This is a genomic window from Pseudomonas sp. Con_6, from assembly GCF_059379395.1.
The window spans coordinates 4,282,373-4,304,703 of sequence record NZ_CM182011.1 but is presented as its reverse complement, the minus strand read 5'-3'; the positions used below and the strand labels follow the sequence as shown (position 1 = coordinate 4,304,703).

General features: G+C 63.1%; 21 protein-coding genes, 1 tRNA gene and 1 pseudogene. 9 read left to right on the top strand and 14 right to left on the bottom strand.

Features of this window, described 5'->3' with window-relative positions; translation table 11 throughout:
• Positions 1 to 6: 6 nt before the first annotated feature.
• Positions 7 to 759 (bottom strand): SDR family NAD(P)-dependent oxidoreductase, encoded by a 753-nt coding sequence (locus AC5QPF_RS19090; RefSeq protein WP_494959374.1) that lies wholly within the window; start codon positions 757 to 759, stop codon positions 7 to 9.
• The gene (locus AC5QPF_RS19085; protein ID WP_494959373.1) at positions 756 to 1,178 is read right to left on the bottom strand and encodes a nuclear transport factor 2 family protein; all 423 of its coding nucleotides are present in this window, start codon (positions 1,176 to 1,178) and stop codon (positions 756 to 758) included. The genes AC5QPF_RS19090 and AC5QPF_RS19085 overlap by 4 nt, the downstream gene beginning before the upstream one ends.
• A gap of 181 nt (positions 1,179 to 1,359) precedes the next feature.
• Here AC5QPF_RS19085 and AC5QPF_RS19080 point away from each other — a divergent pair, with 181 nt between their 5' ends.
• On the top strand, positions 1,360 to 1,977 hold the full coding sequence (locus AC5QPF_RS19080) for a LysE family transporter (protein WP_494959372.1): 618 nt from the start codon (positions 1,360 to 1,362) through the stop codon (positions 1,975 to 1,977).
• A gap of 49 nt (positions 1,978 to 2,026) precedes the next feature.
• On the opposite strand, the gene glsB is transcribed toward AC5QPF_RS19080, so the two are convergent.
• Together glsB and soxR are read right to left on the bottom strand one after the other, a co-directional pair.
• Complete coding sequence (gene glsB, locus AC5QPF_RS19075) at positions 2,027 to 2,947, bottom strand: glutaminase B (RefSeq protein ID WP_494959371.1); 921 nt, start codon at positions 2,945 to 2,947, stop codon at positions 2,027 to 2,029.
• A 683-nt stretch (positions 2,948 to 3,630) separates the two neighbouring features.
• Positions 3,631 to 4,056, bottom strand: coding sequence for a redox-sensitive transcriptional activator SoxR (soxR, locus tag AC5QPF_RS19070; RefSeq protein ID WP_494964207.1), 426 nt, complete (start codon positions 4,054 to 4,056; stop codon positions 3,631 to 3,633).
• Positions 4,057 to 4,189: 133 nt separating this feature from the next.
• Here soxR and AC5QPF_RS19065 point away from each other — a divergent pair, with 133 nt between their 5' ends.
• From AC5QPF_RS19065 to AC5QPF_RS19035, 7 genes are all read left to right on the top strand, one after another.
• Positions 4,190 to 5,278: an efflux RND transporter periplasmic adaptor subunit gene (locus AC5QPF_RS19065; protein WP_494959370.1), complete on the top strand. Its 1,089-nt coding sequence runs from the start codon at positions 4,190 to 4,192 to the stop codon at positions 5,276 to 5,278.
• Positions 5,275 to 8,364, top strand: a complete 3,090-nt coding sequence (locus AC5QPF_RS19060; RefSeq protein ID WP_494959369.1) for a MexW/MexI family multidrug efflux RND transporter permease subunit — start codon at positions 5,275 to 5,277, stop codon at positions 8,362 to 8,364. The genes AC5QPF_RS19065 and AC5QPF_RS19060 overlap by 4 nt, the downstream gene beginning before the upstream one ends.
• Before the next feature lie 9 nt (positions 8,365 to 8,373).
• Positions 8,374 to 9,759 carry an efflux transporter outer membrane subunit gene (locus AC5QPF_RS19055; protein ID WP_494959368.1) on the top strand — a complete coding sequence of 462 codons (1,386 nt, stop codon included), beginning with the start codon at positions 8,374 to 8,376 and terminating at the stop codon, positions 9,757 to 9,759.
• A gap of 169 nt (positions 9,760 to 9,928) precedes the next feature.
• Positions 9,929 to 10,702 carry an ATP-binding cassette domain-containing protein gene (locus tag AC5QPF_RS19050; RefSeq protein ID WP_494959367.1) on the top strand — a complete coding sequence of 258 codons (774 nt, stop codon included), beginning with the start codon at positions 9,929 to 9,931 and terminating at the stop codon, positions 10,700 to 10,702.
• Positions 10,703 to 10,730: 28 nt separating this feature from the next.
• Positions 10,731 to 11,690, top strand: a complete 960-nt coding sequence (locus AC5QPF_RS19045; RefSeq protein WP_494959366.1) for a zinc-binding dehydrogenase — start codon at positions 10,731 to 10,733, stop codon at positions 11,688 to 11,690.
• Between the two features lie 32 nt (positions 11,691 to 11,722).
• Positions 11,723 to 12,685, top strand: coding sequence for an MBL fold metallo-hydrolase (locus tag AC5QPF_RS19040; protein WP_494959365.1), 963 nt, complete (start codon positions 11,723 to 11,725; stop codon positions 12,683 to 12,685).
• 8 nt (positions 12,686 to 12,693) lie between these two features.
• A complete protein-coding gene (locus AC5QPF_RS19035) occupies positions 12,694 to 13,443 on the top strand; it encodes a hypothetical protein (RefSeq protein ID WP_494959364.1) in 750 nt (249 codons plus the stop codon).
• Here AC5QPF_RS19035 and AC5QPF_RS19030 read toward each other — a convergent pair.
• The 3 genes and pseudogenes from AC5QPF_RS19030 to AC5QPF_RS19020 form a co-directional block, all read right to left on the bottom strand.
• A pseudogene (locus AC5QPF_RS19030) lies at positions 13,440 to 13,886 on the bottom strand (SOS response-associated peptidase family protein); the annotation flags it as partial. The gene AC5QPF_RS19035 and the pseudogene AC5QPF_RS19030 overlap by 4 nt on opposite strands.
• 114 nt (positions 13,887 to 14,000) lie before the next feature.
• Complete coding sequence (locus tag AC5QPF_RS19025) at positions 14,001 to 14,129, bottom strand: hypothetical protein (RefSeq protein WP_494959363.1); 129 nt, start codon at positions 14,127 to 14,129, stop codon at positions 14,001 to 14,003.
• 148 nt (positions 14,130 to 14,277) lie between these two features.
• Positions 14,278 to 14,949, bottom strand: coding sequence for a Bax inhibitor-1 family protein (locus AC5QPF_RS19020; RefSeq protein ID WP_494959362.1), 672 nt, complete (start codon positions 14,947 to 14,949; stop codon positions 14,278 to 14,280).
• Positions 14,950 to 15,074: 125 nt separating this feature from the next.
• On the opposite strand from AC5QPF_RS19020, the gene AC5QPF_RS19015 reads away from it, so the two are divergent.
• A tRNA-Ser gene (locus AC5QPF_RS19015) sits at positions 15,075 to 15,162 on the top strand.
• A 120-nt stretch (positions 15,163 to 15,282) separates the two neighbouring features.
• Here the strand turns inward: AC5QPF_RS19015 and AC5QPF_RS19010 are convergent.
• From AC5QPF_RS19010 to AC5QPF_RS18980, 7 genes are all read right to left on the bottom strand, one after another.
• Complete coding sequence (locus AC5QPF_RS19010; protein WP_494959361.1) at positions 15,283 to 16,452, bottom strand: Arm DNA-binding domain-containing protein; 1,170 nt, start codon at positions 16,450 to 16,452, stop codon at positions 15,283 to 15,285.
• Between the two features lie 151 nt (positions 16,453 to 16,603).
• Positions 16,604 to 16,849, bottom strand: a complete 246-nt coding sequence (locus AC5QPF_RS19005; RefSeq protein WP_494959360.1) for a hypothetical protein — start codon at positions 16,847 to 16,849, stop codon at positions 16,604 to 16,606.
• Positions 16,839 to 17,588: an HNH endonuclease gene (locus tag AC5QPF_RS19000; protein ID WP_494959359.1), complete on the bottom strand. Its 750-nt coding sequence runs from the start codon at positions 17,586 to 17,588 to the stop codon at positions 16,839 to 16,841. The genes AC5QPF_RS19005 and AC5QPF_RS19000 overlap by 11 nt, the downstream gene beginning before the upstream one ends.
• Before the next feature lie 57 nt (positions 17,589 to 17,645).
• Positions 17,646 to 18,617, bottom strand: a complete 972-nt coding sequence (locus AC5QPF_RS18995; protein ID WP_494959358.1) for a hypothetical protein — start codon at positions 18,615 to 18,617, stop codon at positions 17,646 to 17,648.
• A gap of 343 nt (positions 18,618 to 18,960) precedes the next feature.
• Positions 18,961 to 19,254, bottom strand: a complete 294-nt coding sequence (locus tag AC5QPF_RS18990) for a hypothetical protein (RefSeq protein WP_494959357.1) — start codon at positions 19,252 to 19,254, stop codon at positions 18,961 to 18,963.
• Between the two features lie 13 nt (positions 19,255 to 19,267).
• Positions 19,268 to 22,066, bottom strand: coding sequence for a toprim domain-containing protein (locus AC5QPF_RS18985; RefSeq protein ID WP_494959356.1), 2,799 nt, complete (start codon positions 22,064 to 22,066; stop codon positions 19,268 to 19,270).
• An 11-nt stretch (positions 22,067 to 22,077) separates the two neighbouring features.
• A complete protein-coding gene (locus tag AC5QPF_RS18980) occupies positions 22,078 to 22,323 on the bottom strand; it encodes a hypothetical protein (RefSeq protein WP_494959355.1) in 246 nt (81 codons plus the stop codon).
• Between the last annotated feature and the right edge of the window lie 8 nt (positions 22,324 to 22,331).

Genomic DNA, 22,331 nt, shown 5'->3' with positions numbered 1-22,331 from the left:
GGGCAGTCAGTCCGTTTCGCCCCGGGCCAGATGCTGGCCCAGCTTCAGGCGCCAGCGCCCGGGCAAGGCGCCGAGCAGGCGCAGGATCGGTATGAAGGGGAAGGGGAAGCTGATCTCCAGGGGCCGCCTGGGCAGGCGCCTGGCGATGTATCGCGCGGCGCGCTCGGCGCTCCAGCGTTGCGGCATGGGGAAGTCGTTGCGCCGGGTCAGTGGGGTGTCGACGAAACCGGGGCTGACCAGGGTGACGTCGATGCCTTCGCTGATCAGGTCGATGCGCAGCGATTCCACCAGGTAGCGCACCGCCGCTTTTGACGCACCATAGGCCGCGGCGCGGGGCAGGGCGAGCCAGTCCACCGAGCTGCCGGTGACCACCAGGTGCGGCTGGCGGCCCTGGCGCAGCAGGGGCAGGATCGCCTCCAGGCAATGGCTGAGGCCCAGCAGATTGGTGCGCATCACCCGCTCGACCAGGGCCGCGTCGAAGTGCCCCGGTTCCAGGTATTCGCAGGTGCCGGCATTGAGGATCGCCAGGTCGAGGCCGCCCCATTGCTGTTCGATGACCTGCACCATGAAATGGACCTGTCCGGCCTCGGCGACATCGCCGACGGTCAGCAGTACCTGACCGGGATAGCGCACGACCAGCGGCTCGAGGGCCTCGGCATTGCGTCCGCCGAGCGCGACCTGATGGCCCTGTTCCAGCAGTTGCTGCGCCAGCGCCGCGCCGAGCCCGCTGCTGGCACCTGTCACCCAGCAGCGGCTCATGCCAGGCGCCCCTTGAGCCAGCTGATCACGCCACCCAGCACGGGCACATGTTCGTAGAGCAGGGCGCCGGCATCGAAGTAGTCCTGGTGCAGATGGACATGCTCGCCCCACTGCAGGTGGCTGCAGCCGTCGAGGCTGATCAGTTGCCCGCCGGCCAGGCGCGGGTGGCGAAAGTGCAGGGTCCAGCGCAGGTAGCCTTGCCCGGGACGGGTTTCGGCGGCGTCGTGGAACTCGTAGCGCAGCTCGCGGACATTGGCGTAGAGCTGGGCGAAATAGTCGCGCAGGGCGGGCAGGCCGTGGACTTCATGCAGCGGGTCGCGGAACACGACATCCGCGCTGTACAACTTTTCCAGCTCGCCGAGGCTGCCGGCATCCAGCGAGGCAAAGCGTTCGGCAAAACGTTCCAGGTAGATGGACATCCGCGGCTCCGGGGTAATCTTGTACAAGTGAGTGATCTTGTACAGGTATGACCCAATGCTAGGCGGAAAGTTGTACAAGTCAAATAGGTCTGTACAGATTTATCAGGATATTCAGGCGTGAAGGCAGCGGTTAGTCTAGGCGACTCAAAGAAGTTTCCCACACCGCTCAGGAGCACTGCCCATGCTTGGCGTGACCGACTATGGCGCCTTTGTCATTGCCTTCATTATCGTCCTGGCCATTCCCGGCCCCGGCAACTTCGCCCTGATCACCGCGACCGGCAAGGGCGGGATCAAGGCCGGGCTGGCGGCCACCTGCGGAGTAATCCTTGGCGACCAGGTGCTGCTGTGGCTGGCGGTGGCCGGGGTGGCCACATTGCTGGCGGCGTACCCGGCGGCCTTCCATGTGGTCCAGTGGGCGGGGGCGGCGTACCTCGCCTACCTCGGCGTGCGCATGCTGCTGAGCAAGCCGGGCGGGGCGCCGCGCAAGAGCCGCATGGACAACGGCCATTACCTGCGCCAAACCATGATGATCACCTTGCTCAACCCCAAGGCGATCATGTTCTACATGGCGTTCTTCCCGCTGTTCGTGGATCCGGTGAAGCACCAGGGGCTGGTGACGTTCGGCTTCCTGGCGGCCACGGTGGCGGTGGTGACCTTCCTCTACGGATTGATTGCTGTAGTGCTCACCCATCGACTCGCCGAACGCATGCGTGCCAATCCGCGTATATCCAACCTGTTCGAGCGCTTGGCCGGCGCCTGCCTGGTAGGCTTCGGCATCAAGCTGGCGGCGATGCGCTGAGCCTTTCCAAAGCACAACGCGGACCCTGTGGGAGCGGGGCCGCGTTGATTTAAGGTACCGCTGAGAACACCGACCCGGTAATCCGCTCGCTAAGCAGTTCCAGCGCCCGCATCCCCGCCAGCGAATTACCCGAGGCATTCAACGCCGGCGACCACACGCAAATGCTGTAACGCCCCGGCACCACCGCGACGATCCCGCCGCCCACGCCACTCTTGCCCGGAAGCCCGACCCGGTAGGCGAAGTTGCCGGCCTCGTCGTACAGACCGCTGGTGGCCATGATCGCATTCACCTGCTGCGCCTGGCGCGGCGTCAGGATCTGCTCGCCGAACTGCGGGCAGTACCCGCTGTTGGCAAGGAAGGCAAAACCGCGGGCGACATCGATGCAGTTCATCGACAGTGCGCAGTGATGGAAATAGCTGCGCAGCACCGCATCCACGTCATTGTGGAAATTGCCGAAGGCCTGCATCAGATAGGCCATGGCTGCGTTGCGCGCACGGTGCTGGTATTCCGACTCGGCCACCACCGCATCGCTGACGATGCGCGGGTTGCCGGACAGGTGACGGACGAAGTCGCGCATCGACAGGGCCGGAGTGGCGTAGCGCGACTGGTTGATATCGCAGATCACCAGGGCCCCGGCGTTGATGAACGGGTTGCGCGGGCGGCCCTTTTCCACTTCCAGTTGCACCAGCGAGTTGAAGGCCTGGCCGGACGGCTCGTAGCCCAGTCGCGACCAGATGTCCTCGCCGCTGTGGCTGATGGCCTGGACCAGGCTGAACACCTTGGAAATGCTCTGGATCGAGAACGGCGTGTGGGCGTCGCCGGCGTAGTGCAACTGGCCGTCGAGGCTGTGCACGGCGATGCCCAGCTGGTGCGGATCGACCTGGGCCAGGGCCGGGATGTATTGAGCGACCTGGCCCTGGCTGAGCAGGGGGCGGACCTGGTCGAGGATGGCTTGCAGCATGTCTTGCATGGTTGCTACTCGTTAACGCGATCTCCAGACAGACGCCCGGCCCTCGCTGCAAGGCACGGATGCCAGCTTGTGTCTTCTTTTTTATCAGGAGGATTAAAGGCGAGTGGGTTTGGTGCTGGGTATCGTGTGTTGATCCATTTGCGATGGCGACGCTGAGTCACCTTTTCGCCCCCCGGCGACCCCCTTTTGAAAAGCGCAAAAGGGGGCAAAACGCTCTTGCTCCTGCATCCGGCCCTCCGCTTCGCTCCGGGTTCCTTCCTTCCGCACTGACTCCGGGGGCCGCGCCATACGGGCTCCTGCCCTATGGCGCTTTCCGGGCCATCCATGGCCCTCCACCCCCTCCATCAGCGCTCCACTCAGCCTCCTGATGTCGCGGGCAGATCAAGAGCCAGATCAAAAGCAAAGCAAAAGCAAAGACAAGAGCAAAAACCAGAGTGCAGCCACCACCCTCCTGAGAGCACCCTCGCCAGGCAAGAGCGCAGCGAATTGTGCTTTTGATCTTGATCTACCTGCGACATCAGGAGGGAACCCGTAGCGAAGCGAAGGGCCGGATGCAGGAGCGAAAGCGTTTTGCCCACTTTTGCGCTTTTCAAAAGTGGGTCGCCGGGGGGGGGCGAAAAGGTGACTCAGCGTCGCCATCGCAAATGGATCAACACACGATACCCAGCACCAGCCCAAAGATCCTACGACACCAGCACCCGTGGCCCCGGCCCTTCCAGCCCCAGCCGGTCCTCCGGGTTGCGCAGCGGACAGTCCTCCAGCGACAGACACCCGCAGCCAATGCAGTTATCCAGGCTGTCGCGCAGCGCCTCCAGCGCGCGGATCCGTACATTCAGATCCTCCCGCCAGGCCGTCGACATCTCCCCCCACTGCGCCGCCGTCAGCTTGCTGTTCGGCGGATAGCGCCCGAACGCATTCTTGATTTCCTCCAGCGGTATCCCGGTGCGCTGCGCCACCTTGATGATCGCGATGGTTCGCAGCACTAGCGCCGGGTACCGCCGCTGGTTACCGGCATTGCGCGTACTTTCGATCAGTCCCTTCGACTCGTAGAAATGCAGGGTCGAGACCGCCACCCCGGCTCGTTTCGCCACCTCGCCGACACTGAGCATGCGCACGCCGTCGGCCTTCTTTTTCTCTGGCACCTGTGTTGACCTCAAGTAAAGTTGAGGTTTTATAGTCCTGCCCCGTCGTTTCCTGCAAGCGCTTTGAGCCAGCAGGAGGTTCACCATCGAGGATCGGGGCATGAGCAGGAAAATGCTGTGGGGAGGAGGGGCGGCGGCGCTGGGTGCGCTGGCCGTAGTTGGCGTTCTGGCGCAGCGCACGCCTCCGGCCCAGGCCACTGCGGCCTGGCCGGCGACCAAGGTGGCGCTGGCGCCGGTTACGTCGATTCCGGCGCCGCGCCAGCAGTTCGCCGTGGGCGAGCTGGAGGCGCTCAACCAGGTGCAACTGGCGGCGGAAAGCGCCGGGCGCGTGGTGCGCATCGCCTTCGAATCGGGGCAGGCGGTCAAGGCCGGGCAGTTGCTGGTGCAGCTCAACGATGCGCCTGAGCAAGCCGACCGTGTTCGCCTGCGCGCCCAGTTGCGCAACGCCGAGTCACTGCTGGAACGCACGCGCAAGCTGCGCGCCTCGAACGTCACCACCCAGGAGCAACTGGACAACGCCACCGCCGCCATGGACATGGCCCGCGGCGAGCTGCAGCAAGTGGAAGCGCGGATCGCGCAGAAGGCCATTGTCGCGCCGTTTGCCGGCAAGCTCGGCATCCGCCATGTGCACCAAGGCCAGTACCTGAATGCTGGCGACGCCATTGCCAGCCTGGTCGACCCGTCCAGCCTGCGGGTGAATTTCTCCCTCAACGAGCAGGCGGTCGCCGAGCTGCGTGGCGGGCAACCGCTGCAATTGACCGTGGATGCCCTGGCACAAAGAGTGTTCGACGCCCGTGTCAGCGCCATCGACCCGCTGATCAGCCCCTCACGCCTGGTCCAGGTGCAGGCCACCTTGGGCAACCCGGACGGCCAGTTGCAGCCCGGCATGTACGCCAGTGTGCGGCTCGATGCACTGGAGCCGCCGCGGGTACTGTCACTGCCGGAAACCGCGATCACCTACACCGCCTACGGCCAGACCGTGTTCGTCGCCAACCGCGACGGCAAGGGCGGTCTCAGTGTCAGCCGCGTCGGCGTGACCACTGGCGAGCGCTGGCAAGGCCGGGTGGAGATCACCTCCGGCCTGCGCGAGGGCGACCAGGTGGTGGTGTCCGGCCAGCTCAAGCTCAGTGATGGTATGCCCGTCGAACAGGTGGCCGCGGACAGCCTGAAAGACGGAGGCCAGTCGTGAAGTTCACCGACCTGTTCGTCCGTCGTCCGGTGCTGGCGCTGGTGGTCAGCGCGCTGATCGTGCTGATGGGCCTGTTCGCGCTGGGCAAGTTGCCGATCCGCCAATACCCGTTGCTGGAAAGCTCGACCATCACCATCACGACCGAGTACCCCGGCGCTTCCGCCGAACTGATGCAGGGCTTCGTCACCCAGCCGATCACTCAGGCGGTGGCCTCGGTGGAGGGCATCGACTACCTGTCCTCGTCGTCGATCCAGGGCCGCAGCACCATCACCCTGCGCATGGTACTCAACCGTGACTCGACCCAGGCCCTCACCCAGGCCATGGCCAAGGTCAACCAGGTGCGCTATCGCTTGCCGGAAAAGGCCTACGACCCGGTGGTGGAATTGTCGGCGGGGGACTCCACTGCTGTTGCCTACGTCGGCTTCTCCAGCGAGACCCTGCCGATTCCCGAACTCAGCGACTACCTGTCGCGGGTGGTCGAGCCGCAGTTCTCCGGGATCGACGGGGTGGTCAAGGTGCAGACCTTCGGCGGGCAGAACCTGGCGATGCGCCTGTGGCTGGACAGCGAGCGCATGGCCGGGCGCGGTGTCACCGCCGCCGACGTGGCCCAGGCGGTGCGCGCCAACAACTACCAGGCGACCCCGGGCCAGGTGCGCGGCCAGTACGTGCTCGCCGATATCCGCGTCGACACCGACCTGACCAGCGTCGAGGCTTTCCGCGACCTGATCGTGCGCAACGATGGCCGCGACCTGGTCCGCCTGCGCGACGTCGGCACGGTCGAGCTTAGCGCCGCCATGACCCAGACTAGCGCCAGCATGGACGGCAAGCCGGCCGTGCACCTGGGCTTGTTTCCCACACCATCGGGCAATCCGCTGGTGATCGTCGACGGCATCCGCAAGCTGCTGCCGCAGATCCAGCAGACCCTGCCGCCGGGAGTGAAGGTGGCCCTGGCCTATGAGACCGCACGCTTCATCGACGCCTCGATCAACGAAGTCATGCATACACTGCTGGAAGCCATGCTGATCGTGGTGGCGGTGATCTGGCTGTGCCTGGGCTCGCTGCGCAGCGTGGCGATCCCGGTGCTGGCGATCCCGCTGTCGATGCTCGGCGCGGCGGCGCTGATGCTGATGTTCGGCTTCAGCCTCAACCTGCTGACCCTACTGGCGATGGTCCTGGCCATCGGCCTGGTGGTGGACGATGCCATTGTCGTGGTGGAGAACGTCCACCGGCATATCGAGGAAGGCCAGACACCGATCACCGCTGCTTTGGCCGGAGCCCGGGAAATCGCCGGTCCGGTGGTGGCCATGACCCTGACCCTGGCCGCCGTCTACGCGCCGATCGGCCTGATCGGGGGACTCACCGGCACCCTGTTCCGCGAGTTCGCCCTGACATTGGCGGGGGCGGTGATCGTGTCCGGTATCGTCGCCCTGACCCTGTCGCCGGTGATGAGCTCGCTGCTGCTCAAGCCGGGGCAACAGGAAGGGCCCATGGCGAAGCTGGCGGAAAAGGTCTTCGGCGGCCTGGCGGCGAGCTATGGCCGGCTGCTGGGGCAGTCGCTGGCGCGACGCTGGGTCAGTGGTGGCGTGGCCCTGATGGTGTGCCTGAGCCTGCCCTGGCTGTACCTGCAGGCGCAGCGCGAACTGGCGCCGCCGGAGGACCAGGCGGCGGTACTCACCGCGATCAAGTCGCCGCAGTACGCCAACCTGGACTATGTCGAGCGCTTCGCGGCCAAGCTGGACCGGGTGATGAAGTCGATCCCGGAAACCACCGACACCTGGATCATCAACGGCACCGACGGCCCGGCGTCGAGCTTCGGCGGCATCAACCTCAGCGCCTGGGACGCGCGCCAGCGTTCGGCAGCGCAGGTGCAGGCCGACCTGCAGCAGGCGGTGGGCGAGGTCGAGGGCAGCAGCATCTTCGCCTTCCAGGTCGCCTCGCTGCCTGGCTCCAGCGGCGGTCTGCCGGTGCAGATGGTGCTGCGCAGCGCCCAGGACTACCCGGTGCTGTACCAGACCATGGAAACCCTCAAGCAGCGCGCCCGCGAGAGCGGCCTGTTCGTGGTGGTGGACAGCGACCTCGACTACAACAACCCGGTGGTCAAGGTCAGCATCGATCGGGCCAAGGCCGCCAGCCTCGGCATCGCCATGCAGGATATCGGTGACTCCCTGGCGGTGCTGGTGGGCGAGCAGTACATCAACCGTTTTGCTCTGTTCGGCCGCTCCTATGACGTGATCCCGCAGAGCATCCAGGACCAGCGCCTGACCCCGCAGGCCCTGGCTCGCCAGTACGTACGCGCTGACCACGGCGGCCTGGTGCCGCTGTCCACCGTAGTGCGCCTGGACATGAGCGTGGCACCGAACCGTCTGCTGCAGTTCGACCAGCAGAACGCCAGCACCTTGCAGGCGATTCCCGCGCCGGGGGTGTCCCAGGGGCAGGCAGTGGCGTTCCTGGAGCAACTGGTCAGCGAGCTGCCGCCGGGCTTCAGTCATGACTGGCAGTCGGAATCACGCCAGTACGTACAGGAGGGCCTGGCGCTGGTGTGGGCCTTCCTTGCCGCGCTGGTGGTGATCTACCTGGTACTGGCGGCCCAGTACGAGAGCCTGGTGGACCCGCTGATCATCCTCGTCACCGTGCCGCTGTCCATCTGCGGCGCGCTGCTGCCGCTGGCGCTGGGCTGGGCGACCCTGAACATCTACACGCAGATCGGCCTGGTGACCTTGATCGGCCTGATCAGCAAGCACGGCATCCTTATGGTGGAGTTCGCCAACGAGATCCAGGTGCGCGACAACCTCGGCCGTGCCGAGGCGATCGTGCGTGCCGCGCAGGTGCGTCTGCGACCGGTATTGATGACCACTGCGGCGATGACCTTCGGCGTGGTCCCGTTGCTGTTCGCCAGCGGCGCCGGTGCCAACAGCCGCTTCGGCCTGGGGGTGGTGATCGTCTGCGGCATGCTGGTGGGGACGCTGTTCACTCTGTTCGTCCTGCCCACGCTCTATTCCTGGCTGGCCCGGGATCACCGCGTGCACGGCGCGCGCCAGCAGCAGTTGGCCGATGCCGAACGCAGCCTTGGCATCAGTGCGACCTGAGGAGTGGTCATGAAGTCTTTCATTCTGTTGGGGTCGTTTTTCGTTCTGGCGGCTTGCAGTGTCGGGCCCGAGTACCAGAAGCCCGATGTGGCGTCGATTGCGCTGGTCAGTCCGCAGGCCGGGGCGTTTGCTTCGGGGGATACACGAGCGGCGGCCTGGTGGACCTTCTTCGAGGACCCGCAACTGGCACGCTTGATTGCCGATGCCTTGGCCCACAACTACGACGTGCGCAAGGCCCACGCCAACCTGTTGCTGGCCCGTGCCGGGTTCGACGAACAGGACCTCAAGCGCTTTCCCGTGGTAACCAGCGAGGCGCGCTATCAGCGCAGCCTCGAACAGCAGGCAGTCAGCGGAGCGCCATCGGCACGCAGCCTGTCCGAGTCATGGCGGGCGGGGCTGGACCTGCAATGGGAGCTGGACCTGTTCGGTCGTCTCGATCACCTGAGCCGCGCGGCGCAGGCGCGTGTCGAGGCGTCCCAGGCGGATCTGGAGCAGGTGCGCCTGAGCATCGCCGCCGAGGTGGCACAGGCGTATTTCGATGCCCAAGGGCAAAGGCATCAACTGGCCCTGGCCCAGGACGAAGTGCGCAGTTGGGGGGAAACCGTGCGTATGGTCGAGGCGCAACTGGCGGCCGGCAGCGGCTTGCCGGAAGATCGCGAAAGTGCCCAGGGCAATCTGCTGCGTGCCGAGGCGTCGATTCCGTCGTTGCAGAGCCAGTTGCAGCGCAGCCTGTATCGCCTGGACGTGCTCTGTGGCGAGCGCCCGGGCGGCATGGCGGTGGAGCTGGGCAGCGTGCCGCCGATGCCGTTGGCGCGACAACTGCCGTTGGGGGATGTCGAGCGCCTGATCCGCAATCGTCCGGATGTGTTGCAGGCCGAGCGGCTGCTGGCCGCGCGGGTCGAGGATATCGGGGCGGCGACAGCGGACCTGTATCCACGTTTCAATCTGGGTGGCTTCGTCGGGTTCTTCGCCTTGCGCGACGGTGACCTCGGCAGTGCGTCGCGAGCCTTTGAGCTGACGCCCGGGCTGAGCTGGCCGGCACTGGACCTGGGCAGCGTGCGCGCCCGCTTGCGTGCGGCGCAGGCACGATCGGCGGGCGCAGGCGCGCACTTCGAGCAGGTGGTGTTGCTGGCGATCGAGGAAGTGGAGGGCGCCGTGGTGCAGTTGACTGAGCATCAGCGCCATCTACAGACTCTGGTGCGCTCCGCGCGGCATGGCGAGAAGGCGTTCGATATTGCCAGCCGGCGGTATGACGCCGGGGGTGGGAGTTACCAGGCGGTGCTGGAGAGCCAGCGGGAATTGCTGCAGATGCGCCAGGAGATCGCGCGGGCGGAGACGGCGTCTTATCGCAATGCGGTGGCGCTGTACAAGGCGTTGGCCTGGCGGGATATCTGAGTGGGGCTTGAGGGCCTCCCCGCTCCGACAGTGTTCGGCGGTGTACATGGAACCTGTGGGAGCGGGCGTTGCCCGCGATGGGGCCATCAGCAGCAATGCAAACCCTTCATTTCCACCATTTGTAACAAATGGCAAACTCCCCCCAGTCCTAGCCGCCACGAGCCCCTCCATGATCGATATCCACAACGTCACCGCCTTCCAGCAGCAGACCCGTGTGCTGGACGGCTTCTCCCTGCATATCGGTGAAGGCGAGAAGGTCGCCATCCTCGGCCCCAACGGCGCCGGCAAGAGTACCCTGCTCAAGCTGATCACCCGCGAGTTGTACCCGGTGGAGCGCGAGGGCAGCCACCTGCGCCTGTTCGGCAGCGATACCGTCAACCTCTGGGCCTTGCGCAGCCGCATCGGTTTCGTCTCCCAGGACCTGCAGGACGACTACACCCCCTACACCCAGGCCCTGGACGTGGTGGTTTCCGGTTTCTTCGGCTCCATTGGTGCCCATGGCCACCTGCAACCGAGCGCCGAGCAACTGGAGCAGGCCCGCGAGCTGCTGGCCGTGGTGGAAATGTCCGACCACGCCCAGACCATGTTCCAGCGCCTTTCCACCGGCCAGCGCCGCCGCCTGCTGCTGGCCCGGGCCCTGGTTCACAAGCCTGGCGCGCTGATCCTCGACGAACCGGCCAACGGCCTCGACATGGGTGCCAGCCTGGGCATGCTCAAGCTGATGCGCCGCTTCTGCGGCGCCGAGCACGCGATGATCATCACCACCCACCATATCGACGAGATCATTCCCGAGATCGAGCGGGTTGTCCTGCTCGACAAGGGCCGCATCGTCGCCGATGGCCCCAAGGCCGAGGTGCTGACCAGCGAGCGTCTGTCCGCGCTGTATCAGACTGATCTGCGCCTGACCGAGCAGGACGGTTGGTACCGTTGCTGGCACGGCTGATTCCCGCGAATTTCTGGAGTACTTATCGATGAAAGCTGCAATCGTCCACGCCTTCGACCAGCCGCCGCACTACGGCGACATCGACGCCCCGACCGCAGGCCCTGGCGAAGTACTGGTGCGGGTGCGTGCTGCGGCCCTGAGCCAGCTGGTGCGCGCCCAGGCCAGTGGCAAGCACTACAGCAGCGGCAAGCAACTGCCGCTGGTGCCCGGCGCCGATGGCATCGGCCTGCTGGAAGACGGCACCCGCGTGTACTTCTGCTTTCCCCGTGCACCGATCGGGGCCATGGCAGAGATCGTGGCTGTGGATGCGCGCAACTGCGTGCCGGTGCCGGTTGAAGTCGATGACCTGACGGCTGCGGCGATCGCCAATCCGGGGATGTCCTCTTGGGCTGCGCTGCAGGAGCGGGCCGGGTTCAAGACTGGCGAGCGGGTGCTGGTCAATGGCGCGGCGGGAGCTTCCGGGCGGCTGGCGATCCAGGTGGCGAAACATCTCGGCGCTTCCCATGTGGTCGCGACAGCGCGCAATGCCGCAGTGGAAGCCGAATTGCGGGCCTTGGGTGCGGATGACTTCATCTGTCTGGACCAGCCGGTGGAGCAGTTGACTGCCGCCTTCCGTGAGGAAATCAAAGGACGGGGTATCGACGTTGTCCTCGATTACCTGTGGGGCCAGCCGGCCGCGTGCATCCTCGATGCGCTGGGCGGGCCAGGCAATGGCGAGGCAGCGCCGCGGGTGCGTTTCGTCAATATCGGCTCGATTGCGGGGGCGAGCATTGCGATGAATCCTGGGGTGTTGCGCGGTTCCGGGCTGGAGATGAGCGGGAGCGGCCTGGGCAGTCTGTCCAATGCGGGGTTGGCACAGGTAGTGGGGCAGTTGCTCAAGGCCATCGGCAGCGCCGGGTTCAGCGTGTATGCCAGGGCGGTGCCGCTGGCGGAGGTCGAGGCAACCTGGAGTGCGAACAGCGCTGAGCGCGTGGTGTTCGTCATTTGAGCGGCGGGGAAAATGCGCCTGGCACGGTATTGATGTCCTTCCTGCCGGCCGGGATCGGTGATTGCACCTTGCTGCAGTTCGACGGTGGGGCGTTCAACATATTGGTGGATGCCGGGCCGAGTCGTCCGTATGAAAAAGCGCAACGGCTTATCGGTCATCTCGAGCACTTGCTGCCGGACGGTGTGATCGATATCGCGATCATCACCCACCACGACGATGACCATATCGGTGGCTTCATGCACCTGTTCGGCGATGACAGCCGGCTGCGGATCGACCAACTGATTTTCAACGCGCCTGGACTGGTGCGGACCTTCCTGGCAGAGGGCAATGCACAGCAGTGCTCGCCGCGCCAGGGGTACTTGATCGGCGAGCACAAGCGTCCGAGCCATCATCAGGTAGTGACGGCAGGCCAGCGCTTGTCGTGCTTCGACGATCAGGTCGAACTGGTTTTCCTGTCGCCGACACCCGAGCTCGTCGAACGGTATGGCAAGGTCACCGACTGGCGCAGGCCACAGCAGATCTCGCCGGACCAGCCATTCCGTCCCTACGACGAATTGAGGCAAGAGGAGGACCGCTTCAGCGAAGACTCATCGTCCTCCAATGCCTTGAGCCTGGCCTTCGAGGTTCGCTTCCAGCAGCGGGCCTGGCTTTTTCTCGGCGATGCGTGGCCATCCACGGTTTCGGCATCCCTGGACCAGTTGTACGGCGGGACGAAGCAGGTTTATGAAGTCGTGAAGCTGTCGCACCATGGCAGCGAGGCCAATACAGATGCTGGCTTGTTGGCGCGGTTCTCCTGCCGCGACTACGTGGTACCCGCCAATGGGCGGCGGCATCCGCATGCCCAGGTATTCCGGCGGGTGCTGGATGCCTGTGTCGAGGCGCCACCGCGGTTTCATTTTCCGGAGCGAACGATGGAGCTGGACCATTTGCTCAAAGCGTACGACGAGTATGTCAAGTACCCGGCAGCGGGTACGCTTCTTCAATTCAGAGGGTGAGGACAAGCATGCTGGATGTTGGACTGCGCGCGGCCATCGACCGTATCGGAAGTGAATACGGCAAGGCACTCGTGCCGATCAAGGACCTCTCGTCCGAGGATCATCGGGTAGTGGGCACAGGTTTCTTCGCATGTTTCGAAGGCAGGGATTACCTGGTCACCGCTGCGCATACCGTGCTGAATATCGGAAAAGCCCATTGTGGGCTGATCCTCAGCGACAAGCCTTTCAGCTTTGAAGAGCGGACGTTCTATTGCAGCCAGGACGACGACATCGGTTTTTTCCCGGTGGATGACGCACTGGCGGAGGAAATCGCAGGTGTGCGCAGGATTGATATCGCATGTCATCTCGGCGATTTCGCCCACAGTGCCCAGGGGGTAGTGGTCATTGGTTACCCCATTCATTTCCTGCCGGGAATGAAAGTCCCGGCCTTGCCGATTTCCACATGGTTGGAGACGCGAGGGGTCACGCTTCATTCAGAGATCCTCGACCCGAGGATCTATGCCTTCGACGCACAACGCTGGGAGACCACCGATGGATCGTTCACCTTCGATGATCTCAATCCCAAAGGCATGAGCGGCGGGCCGGCGCTGGCCTGGTTCAATGCAGGTACTGGTGCGCGACCGGAACTGGTCGTGCTGTTCCAGTCTGTGCTGGTTCAGTGGGGAATGCAGGACGGGTTCCTGGTGGGTAGCGCCAGTGATCGACTGGTTGCCCTGATCAATGCCCGGCTGGCTGGAACGTTGGGGCCCTGGGACTAGATTGGCGCATTCAGGTCCGGGGCAAGGCCGACCCGGTACCACTCGAAAGCATCCGCACCCTCGGCGAGGTTCAGCACCATCTGTTCGGCCTGTTCCGGACGGGTAGTGGGCGCCAGCCAGGTTCTGGCGTGTTCGGCACAGAACACTACGGGACGACGATCATGTACATCCAGCAGGCCGCCAAGGGAATCGGCGGTGAGGATGACCACGCCATCGTCCTCGCGCCCGGCGAACTGACCGATGCTCACGCACAGTGCTGGCTGGCCGTCGCGACGGCGCAGATAGGACGGCTGCTTCTTCGCACCACCTTCGTCCACCCATTCGTACCAGCCGTCCACCGGAGTGATTGCTCGGTATGGCCAAATGGCACGGAAAAACGCACCGTTGGCGACCTTCTCTACCCGGGCATGGCCAGGGTGGCGACGAAGTCGTGGATACCGCGGTACTGGGAAAGCATCCGCACATGAGAATGTCGTTCGTTGGCGGGGCACATGACACTCCTCCCGTGAAGGACTGGCGAGGAGCGTCATGCGGGTCGTTGGGTGGGCGTCCTGGTATCAGTAGCGGTGGTAGTGACCTCCATCGTAGTAGTGACGGTGATGCCAGCCATCATGCCAATACGGCCAGCAACCACTGAGCAGCAAGACGCCAGACAGAATCACGACCCACGCGGCTTTACGTTTCATTCGAATGTCTCCAGGCAGGCAAAGCGGTTGCCTGCTTACGTTGGACTCCGGCCAGAAAGGAGGTTCAGGCCGGCCCGACGCCACTCGTCTGTCTTCATGGAGGCGAAAAAAAGCCCGCCGAAGCGGGCTTTTCGTTGCAGCGGGTGAATCAGTCGTCCGAACCCATGATGCCGAACAGTTGCAGCAGGCTGACGAACAGGTTGTAGATCGATACATACAGGCTGATGGTAGCCATGATGTAGTTGCGCTCGCCGCCGTGGATGATCTGGCTGGTCTGGAAGAGGATGCAGACCGACGAGAACAGCACGAAGCCGGCGCTGATCGCCAGTTGCAGGCCGCTGATCTGGAAGAAGAAGCTCGCGACCACGGCGCCCAGCAGGACGAAGAAGCCGGCGGTGATGAAGCCGCTGAGGAAGCTCATGTCCTTGCGGGTGATCAGCACGTAGGCCGACAGGCCGCCGAACACCAGGGCGGTCATGGCGAAGGCCGAGCTGACCACTTCGGCGCCACCGGCCATGCCCAGGTAGCGGTTGAGGATCGGGCCGAGCAGGAAGCCCATGAAGCCGGTCAGGGCGAAGGTGGAAACCAGGCCCCAGGCCGAGTCACGCAGCTTGGCGGTGAGGAAGAACAGACCGTAGAAACCGATCAGTACGACGAAGATGTTGGGGTAGCCGACGCGCATCTGTTGTGCGACGTAGGCCATGACGGCACTGAAGACCAGGGTCAGGGCCAGCAGGCCATAGGTGTTGCGCAGGACCTTGCTGACTTCCTGCTGATCGGCCTGGAGGCCGTGGTGGACGGCATAATCCTGTTCGCGCATGGCGACACTCCTGTGGGGTTTGAAACGTTGAGTTGCAAAGATCATAACAGAGGCTTGGAAAGCAGCCACTTAGAGAGTTTGACAGCTTGTTTCATTTCGGTATGATGGCGCCCGCATGACATAGTGGAAGCGTGGCCGAGTGGTTTAAGGCAACGGTCTTGAAAACCGTCGATGGGCAACTATCCTAGAGTTCGAATCTCTACGCTTCCGCCACATAAGTGCCTGATTTCATTGGCGTTCACCTTAGGCTTCCCCTCAAAAGGGAACGTTTTGGGAACACTCTGGGAATGGCAGGCAAAAAGAAGGGGCCTTTACGGCCCCTTTTTTATTCCCTCAGCTCAACCTGAGCGCCTGGTTTAACAACCCCACCACATCCGGCCCGTCCTCGCTGATCCACTTTGCGTAGTGCTTGAAGATCATCGCCGTGGATGTGTGCCCCATCTGATCCGCGATCCACTCCGGTGTGGCGATCCCACTGGTCAGCATCTGACTGGCGAACGTGTGCCGGCAGGTATTCGGCCCGCGCTGACGAACGCCGGCGCTGGCGAGGTGGTTGATCCACCAGCCGTGGCGCAGCACGTCCGAAGAACGGTACGGCTCCGACGTGGCTGTGTTGTGGAAGACGAATCGCACCCGCTGTTCACGGATCGTCCGGTTGTCACGCTCTACGACCTGGATCACTTCCGCCGGCAAGTCCCTGGTAAACCTCGCCTGGGCTTTCAGCGCACGCAACGCCGGTGCCAGCAGCTTGACCTTCCGCGTCGATCGCCGTGTTTTGGTCACCTTGTACTGCCCCGCTACCCTCCCTCGGCGGATCTCCACGGTGCCGGCGACCAGGTCGACGTCCTCCCAGGCCAGCGCGATCGCCTCGCTGATCCGTGGCCCCGACCAGATCATGTACTCCGTCAAATGGATTTCCTGTTGCCGATCGGTCGGCTGGCCGAGGATGGCGTCGATCTCTTCCCGGGTGAACGGATCCGGGTCCTCCGCATCCGGTAGCGAGATCGTGATCCCGTCGGTTGGGTCGAATGCGAGTCGGTTCCGAGTTCGGTGCAGGCGGAAGATCTGCCGCAGATGACTGACGATCTCGCGGACCGTCTTGTTGTGCAGGACAGGCATCAACACCGATTGCACCCAGTGTTGGATGTCCAGGTGATCGATGCGGTCCGCCTGCATGGTTCCCCAGCGCGGCCGGATGTGCTTTTCGGTGCGGCTGCGATACATGGCGAAGCCGCTGGCCGCCATCTGGTTCTGTTTGATCTCCAGCCACAGGTCGATGTAGTGGCCCAGGGTGTTGGTCTTGACCCGTGGCGAGTCGGGGAAGTGCCGGGCATAGCTGAACGTCCCGGCCTCGATCTCGTAATTGATGATCCCGACCATGCGCTCTGCGTTGGCCACGTTGGCGGGCGACGCGTCGCCGGGGATGGATTCCCGGCATAGCTCGCCCTGGTAACGGAAATACACACGGACGTGGTTGCCGCGTACTTCGACTCCATCTGCCATTGATTATGTACTCACGAACGAAGAAACGGCCCAGTGTATGGGCCGTGAAAAGGTAATTACCTGCTTGGTCATCTAGAAGATGCCGGGCGCACTACTACGCGTTCCTTGCTGGCTAATGCCGGGTGTGCGTCATGGTTCGCTTCTTGGATCACTACCGTGGAAGCCTTTCAACCCGGTGCGGAAGGGATTCTCGCTCTGATTCGATGAAGCCTGTGCCCTTGGAATCCCCATCCGTTGCATTGATGAACATGACTTCGACCTTGGCGGAGTCGACCAATACTTTGCCAACCTCTGCGATCGCCTTGGCACGATCGATATCCATCGGGTTGTCCTGGTCTTGAAGCGCTTCGAGTGTGGCGAACAGATGGTTGCGCAGATCGGTCATTTTATTCTTCATGGGATGCTTCCTTGATGGCACGCTTTAGCTGACTGAGCTGGCGAATGGTGCTCTTGAGTTCTGCTGGATAGCGGTGAATTGTGTTTCGCCTCATACGCTCCGCCCTTGTTAGAAGTTCCAGGTTCGTAGGGTCGAGGTTGCATTTGTTGCCATCGATAAAGCAGACACAATGACCTGGAGGGATAGGCCCGTTTAACTCCTCCCAAACCAAAATGTGGATGCCAATCCAATCGCGCGGGGGGTATCCGGTATCAGAGACTTTCCGTTGTTGATACCCATCTTGGCTTGTCCGAACGCTGCCGATCGGCAACCAGTTGCCCGGTTTTGATCCCGGCTTAAATTGGGTCGAGGCAGCCCGGCCATTGGATGGCAGGCCCTTCATGCCATGGTTCCAAGGCGTGTGCCCCTTTTTAAACCTGTACTCCTGCCCCGGGTTGTCTTCTTTACGCAGTCGACAAGCATGCTCGCTGGCCATGTATGCATCACTTCGCCTGAGCTTGAGCTGGGCAGCCTTCCTGTAGATTGCGTGGTCAGGTCGGCCAAGCGCTTTTGTAAGGTCGGCCATTGGCGTATCTGGATACAGCTTCACCAGCTGTTCTTCGTCTTCCTGAGACCAAGCCAGACGGTTGCTTTTCTGAGGGCGTATGGATATGAGCATACGGCGTGCTCTCGCCAATGCCTGTTGCGCAATATGGTTCAGCTTGATCGTTGGTGAAGCTTGTGCGGCTTTAGATGGCATGTGTTTTCTCCATGGGGTGGTCTGGCCTCGAAGGGTTGCCGTCCTCCCGGTCCTTCTTTATGCCGCGACATATCCGCTGGCGGTCTTGTGCAACGCGCCCATCTCTGCGGCCTGCTGCAACAATCTGGTGGCCTTGCTGCTGCCTATCCGTAGTTCCTTCGCTACCTGCCTGACGGCCACTTTGGTACCCCGCTCTGTCGCAGCGAGGAGCTGCTGTAGTTGCGGCGGAAGACCTGTTTCTCCTGCGGTTCCCGGCTCGGTTTCTGCGTGTTCCTGAGGGCGTTCCTCGGGCTGTTCCTGTTTCGCGCTTGCAGCTACCAGCGCTGTTCCCAGTGCGGGACCTGCTCGTAGCGCAGATAGGATCAGCGCCGGCACCACCTCCAATGCAGCGGCGAAGCCGATGCAGAGCAGCGTTGCCATACCCACGGGAACACCGGCTGCTTTGGCCGGTCGGGCAAGCAGATTGGTCAGCTCCTGCGAGGCAATGTCCCGGCGGGCCTGTGCGTCCTTGCGTTCGCTATCGATGCGCGCCAATGCAGCCGTCTCCAGCTCCAGGGCGCGGCTCACCATGCCCCGTTCGCGCAGGGCGTCGGCCTGCTGGCGAACAGCGCCGGCATCGATGTCGAGCTGTGCGATACGGGTGGCGTCTGAATCACGTTGCTCCACCAGGTCGTGCTGTCGTTGCTGCTGGCGTGCTGAATGCTCGGTCTGGCTGGTGACTATCGAAGTCATCAGCCGGTCGTATGTCGCCCAGCCAGAAACCCCGCCCAGCGACAACGCAGAGGCCATCATCAATAACGCGCAGACGGTTCGGCGGGCCGCGAGGAGGCCGAGCGCCAACGGCCACGCGATGTACTTGAACAGGTCCAGGACTACCGCGGCCGACGCGAACAGGACGGCCAGCAAGGTGTTCTCGATCAAAGCACCGATGGCCAAGGCCACCGACATGGCTGTTACGCCTGCCAGAAGGGCGACCATGCCCAGCAGTGGCCAGCGATGGCGCGCTTGCAAGTAATGCATGTCGCTCATGCTTGGGCACCTCGCCTGGAGAGGGGGCGACAGGGCGCAAGTGCCAGTACCCATGCTGGGTACAGCTCCTTGGGACGGTTTTTGTAGCGCACGATCACGCATTGGCCGAACGAGTACAGGACGGTGGCAACCCTGTGATGGCGCTTCTTACAGCGGGTCCGCTTAGCTCGTACCAACTGCTGGACCTTGTCTCCGGTACGGAAAGCGGTTGTGATAGCCTTCCGGCCACCGGGCTTCAGCCTGGCGCTGGGCTTGAGGGGGTGAGTGGGTTTTAGGCGCATGTCACTTCTCCTTGGGTTTAGCTGGTGCCAAGGAGGTGCAACTCCTTGGCGCCGCTTTCTTCTTAGGCTCGACGGGCCAGATGAACCGTCAGCTCTGCGAATCGTGGGTTGTCTTCCAGGCAGGTCTGCCAGGCGATCACATGAAGGATCTGCGCCCTGGTGCAGTCGTCGATCAGGATCTCCCTCTGTCCGGCATTCACCCGGACCTCCAGAATCGCCAGCAGCCCATCCTCCGCGTAGGCCCCAGCCTGAATCACCGGAAAGTTCTGGCCAGCCTCGACCAGGCGATCCTGTACCTGCTGCAACTGGCTACGACCGCTGGTGTCCGCGTTGCCGATCAACACTTGGATATGCATATCGCCTCCTGCCTCAAGCCTGGAAAACCCAGCACTTCACGATGGGTTGCTTGGTGATGGTGAAATGGCCGCTCTTCGCCTGGTACGCCCGCACGGCGCTGTCGGTGGCCTTGTTCACCTCGATCAGCTTCCGCGAGCGGGAATCCTTCAGGCGATCGCGCAGCTCGTTCACGTCGGCCAGCTTCTGGCGGTGATCGGCGGCGCATTTCACGAAGTCGTTGAGGTTGATGGCGATGAGGTGGTCTTTTTTGCTGTGGTTGACCACAGGGCCGTCGGCGTCCAGTCCCTGCAGGTAGTCGTAGACTTCCCAGAATTCGGCCACCACCGGGTGGTCGGAGCTGATCGAGGCCTGGCGCTCCAGGGCCATCTTCACGATCTGGATGCGGGTGTGGCTCACCTGGTGTTCTTCCAGGCCGATCACCAGGCGCAAGCAGTCCAGCAGAGCCAGCATTTGCGCGTGGTTGTAGATGATCCGCTCGACACGGATGTAGCCGCTGAGCTTGTTGCCGCAGTGCCGGCATCCGCTGTCGCCATCGACAAGCTGCGTTTCACAGGCGAAACAATGGGAGTGCAGTGCACGCAATTTCGCCTCGTAGCCAGGAAGCCGCTGGGCGAACAGATCCAGGACTTCCGCTTCTTTGCGCACCGCCCTGATCAAGAAGTTGCTCAGCAATGCCCCGTCCAGACCGTTCATGCGGTCCGCGGCCGCGCGGCTTTCAACCGTCACCTGGGGGCGGACGAAGTGCAGCTTCACGATCCTGGTCATGATCGCTTCTGAGGCAACAACCGGTGCGTTCTGGCTGATGGCGATCGTTCCACGGAAAGGAGGCTCGTAGGTCTCGTTGCCGGATGTCTTCACACCTTTGGTCGCCAGCGTGCCGCCGCCGAAGTAGTCCTTCAGTTCGTCCCACTCGAAGGTCTTGGCGTGGCTCTTGTCGTCACCGCTCCGATCGGACTCCAGAAGCACCACTGGCATCCCCGACACCTGGCCCATCAAGCGGCTGCGGCCGGCCTTTGTCGACTTGGCCGGGTCGAACCCCTCATAGCCTTCGCGACCGAACAGCTTCCACAGCAGCGTGAGCAGGGTCGTCTTGCCGGCGCCGGCCTCGCCCGTTGCTTCCAAGAACGGATACGACTGGTACCGGAAACGGATCTGCTCCGCGAACAGTGAGCCGAACCAGAAGGTCAGCGCTACGATTCCCTGCTCCTTAAAGCAGGTCCACAGCAGATCCAGCCACTCCTCGTTGTAGCGCTTGTCGTCCTTCTGCAGGGCCATCCTCACCCCCTTCTGCAAGCTCTTGAGCTTGAGCTTGCCCATCTCGAAGAACTCCTCCTCGTTGATGGTCACCACCTGGCCATCCCGCACCGCCAGCTCGTTGAACACGTAGCAGCCGTATTCCCGGCTGTAACCGATGTAGTCGATGGTCTGGACGGTTTTGATACCGAAAAGCTGGTCTTTCATGATCTTGTCCAATTGCTGTCCACTGCCGGTGAACACGGCTCCGGCACCCATGCCGAGAAGTCTTTTTTTGAATTCGCTGGAGGTGGCCACCTGGCTCCCGGTGAAGGTGTTCTTCACGGGTGGGCCGTCATGCGGGAAATCGACGCGGAAGAAGTACCAGGACTCGTCCGTGATCTCGTTTCGCTGGTAGTACAGGGCCTTGGGGTAGCAGTTCGCGATCTCGACCACGCAGCCAGACATCCGCAAGGCTTTCTCGCGCCTGGCCCGGTCGTTGAGCTGCTGGTCTTCCTGCGTTTCGCTGGAGTCGAGCGCCTGCATGGCGCTGTTGAATTTGGAGATATCCAGCTTCCACCAGTACAGGCGGGAGTCGAATCCGAAGTGGAACTCCTCGCGCTCCCGCCACTGGTACATGAGCAGCGCTTTGTCGGCCGCGCTCTCGGCGATCAACAGGGCGCCGTAGTGCTCGGCGTCGTCCAGGTCTCGCTTCAGGCGGGTAGCGCGCTCACCCTCGTCATCGATGAACGCCCACCGCTGATGCAGGTCGTTCCAGTCGACCTTGCGGGAGTCCGGCTGCGGGATCTGTGCTGCAGTACAGGTGAATCCCAGGTCGCGGGCTTGCTTGACCCAGATCCTGGTGTAGTGGTGCGCGCCCGGCTCGTTGTCGAGCGCCCATACCAGGCGGGGTGTCTGACCGTTACGAGCGCCGATCAGGGCCTTGAGCGACTCTTCCGGGTATGCGTTTGAGGACAGGGCAGCCACAGCGGCAATGCCGTTGTGCAGCAAGGCGATGGCGTCGAAGATGCCCTCCACGATCCAGAGCTCGTCGACGGCCAGCAGATCCACGCAAGGCGGGCACCACCAATATCCCTTGTAGCTTTGCCCGGGCTGGAAGCGCGCCTTCTTCTTGCCGAACCGGTGTGGTTGGTCGATCAGGCGCTCCCAGTACCCACCATGCTCCAGGGGGAAGCGTACAGTCGCGCTGCCGATGCCCAGGTCCCGATCATGGTAGGAGTCCTGTGTGTACCAGCCCTTGATGAGGTCCATCCGGAAGCCTCGGGCGAAGGTCAGGTAGGCGATCGCGCTGGCTGCGGGCTCTTTCTCAGTGGCCGGGGCGCGCTTGCTCCAGTCATCGAACAGATCCGGGAACAGCTCCTTGGTCGGGGCCAGGTAGCGACAGCTCTGCTCGCGGCCGCACTTGATGAACCAGGGTTCATCGTGTCGCGAGTAAAGGCGGCGTTGGTTGCACTGGGGGCAGGTCCCCTTGCGCATGTAGTTGGTGCCGCTCATGTGCTGCAGGCCGTACTCGTTCTCCAGCCGTTGCAGGACGTCTGCGCGGATCGCCTGGTCCATTGGCTGACGGATCACTGCGAACGCTCCGTAGCAGCCGAAGGCAACTGGAGGGCCAGCGCTTTCTGCGTGCGGCAGATACCGCGCAGGTGAGGCAGGTCCGCCAGCACCTGCTTACCGCGCTCCCCGACCGGGACGTTGCGATAGCGGTCCGAGTACCAGACCTCGGACATGGCAAGGGTGTATTGGCTGTCGAGCCACTGCAGGTACTGTTGTGCCTGTTGCTCGTTCAGCGTGATTTGAATGGTGATGTCGCTCATATCTGCCA

Bases quoted from the DNA above. Each gene is read 5' to 3' on its own strand.
- AC5QPF_RS19080 (WP_494959372.1), top strand. From the start codon at position 1,360: ATGCTTGGCGTGACCGACTATGGCGCCTTTGTCATTGCCTTCATTATC.
- AC5QPF_RS19025 (WP_494959363.1), bottom strand. From the start codon at position 14,129: ATGAAACGTAAAGCCGCGTGGGTCGTGATTCTGTCTGGCGTCTTGCTG.
- glsB (WP_494959371.1), bottom strand. From the start codon at position 2,947: ATGCAAGACATGCTGCAAGCCATCCTCGACCAGGTCCGCCCCCTGCTC.
- AC5QPF_RS19005 (WP_494959360.1), bottom strand. From the start codon at position 16,849: ATGAAGAATAAAATGACCGATCTGCGCAACCATCTGTTCGCCACACTC.
- AC5QPF_RS19000 (WP_494959359.1), bottom strand. From the start codon at position 17,588: ATGCCATCTAAAGCCGCACAAGCTTCACCAACGATCAAGCTGAACCAT.
- AC5QPF_RS18990 (WP_494959357.1), bottom strand. From the start codon at position 19,254: ATGCATATCCAAGTGTTGATCGGCAACGCGGACACCAGCGGTCGTAGC.
- AC5QPF_RS19010 (WP_494959361.1), bottom strand. From the start codon at position 16,452: ATGGCAGATGGAGTCGAAGTACGCGGCAACCACGTCCGTGTGTATTTC.
- AC5QPF_RS18985 (WP_494959356.1), bottom strand. From the start codon at position 22,066: ATGGACCAGGCGATCCGCGCAGACGTCCTGCAACGGCTGGAGAACGAG.
- AC5QPF_RS19020 (WP_494959362.1), bottom strand. From the start codon at position 14,949: ATGCGCGAACAGGATTATGCCGTCCACCACGGCCTCCAGGCCGATCAG.
- AC5QPF_RS19040 (WP_494959365.1), top strand. From the start codon at position 11,723: ATGTCCTTCCTGCCGGCCGGGATCGGTGATTGCACCTTGCTGCAGTTC.
- AC5QPF_RS19065 (WP_494959370.1), top strand. From the start codon at position 4,190: ATGAGCAGGAAAATGCTGTGGGGAGGAGGGGCGGCGGCGCTGGGTGCG.
- AC5QPF_RS19055 (WP_494959368.1), top strand. From the start codon at position 8,374: ATGAAGTCTTTCATTCTGTTGGGGTCGTTTTTCGTTCTGGCGGCTTGC.
- AC5QPF_RS19035 (WP_494959364.1), top strand. From the start codon at position 12,694: ATGCTGGATGTTGGACTGCGCGCGGCCATCGACCGTATCGGAAGTGAA.
- soxR (WP_494964207.1), bottom strand. From the start codon at position 4,056: ATGCTCAGTGTCGGCGAGGTGGCGAAACGAGCCGGGGTGGCGGTCTCG.
- AC5QPF_RS18980 (WP_494959355.1), bottom strand. From the start codon at position 22,323: ATGAGCGACATCACCATTCAAATCACGCTGAACGAGCAACAGGCACAA.
- AC5QPF_RS18995 (WP_494959358.1), bottom strand. From the start codon at position 18,617: ATGAGCGACATGCATTACTTGCAAGCGCGCCATCGCTGGCCACTGCTG.
- AC5QPF_RS19085 (WP_494959373.1), bottom strand. From the start codon at position 1,178: ATGTCCATCTACCTGGAACGTTTTGCCGAACGCTTTGCCTCGCTGGAT.
- AC5QPF_RS19090 (WP_494959374.1), bottom strand. From the start codon at position 759: ATGAGCCGCTGCTGGGTGACAGGTGCCAGCAGCGGGCTCGGCGCGGCG.
- AC5QPF_RS19045 (WP_494959366.1), top strand. From the start codon at position 10,731: ATGAAAGCTGCAATCGTCCACGCCTTCGACCAGCCGCCGCACTACGGC.
- AC5QPF_RS19050 (WP_494959367.1), top strand. From the start codon at position 9,929: ATGATCGATATCCACAACGTCACCGCCTTCCAGCAGCAGACCCGTGTG.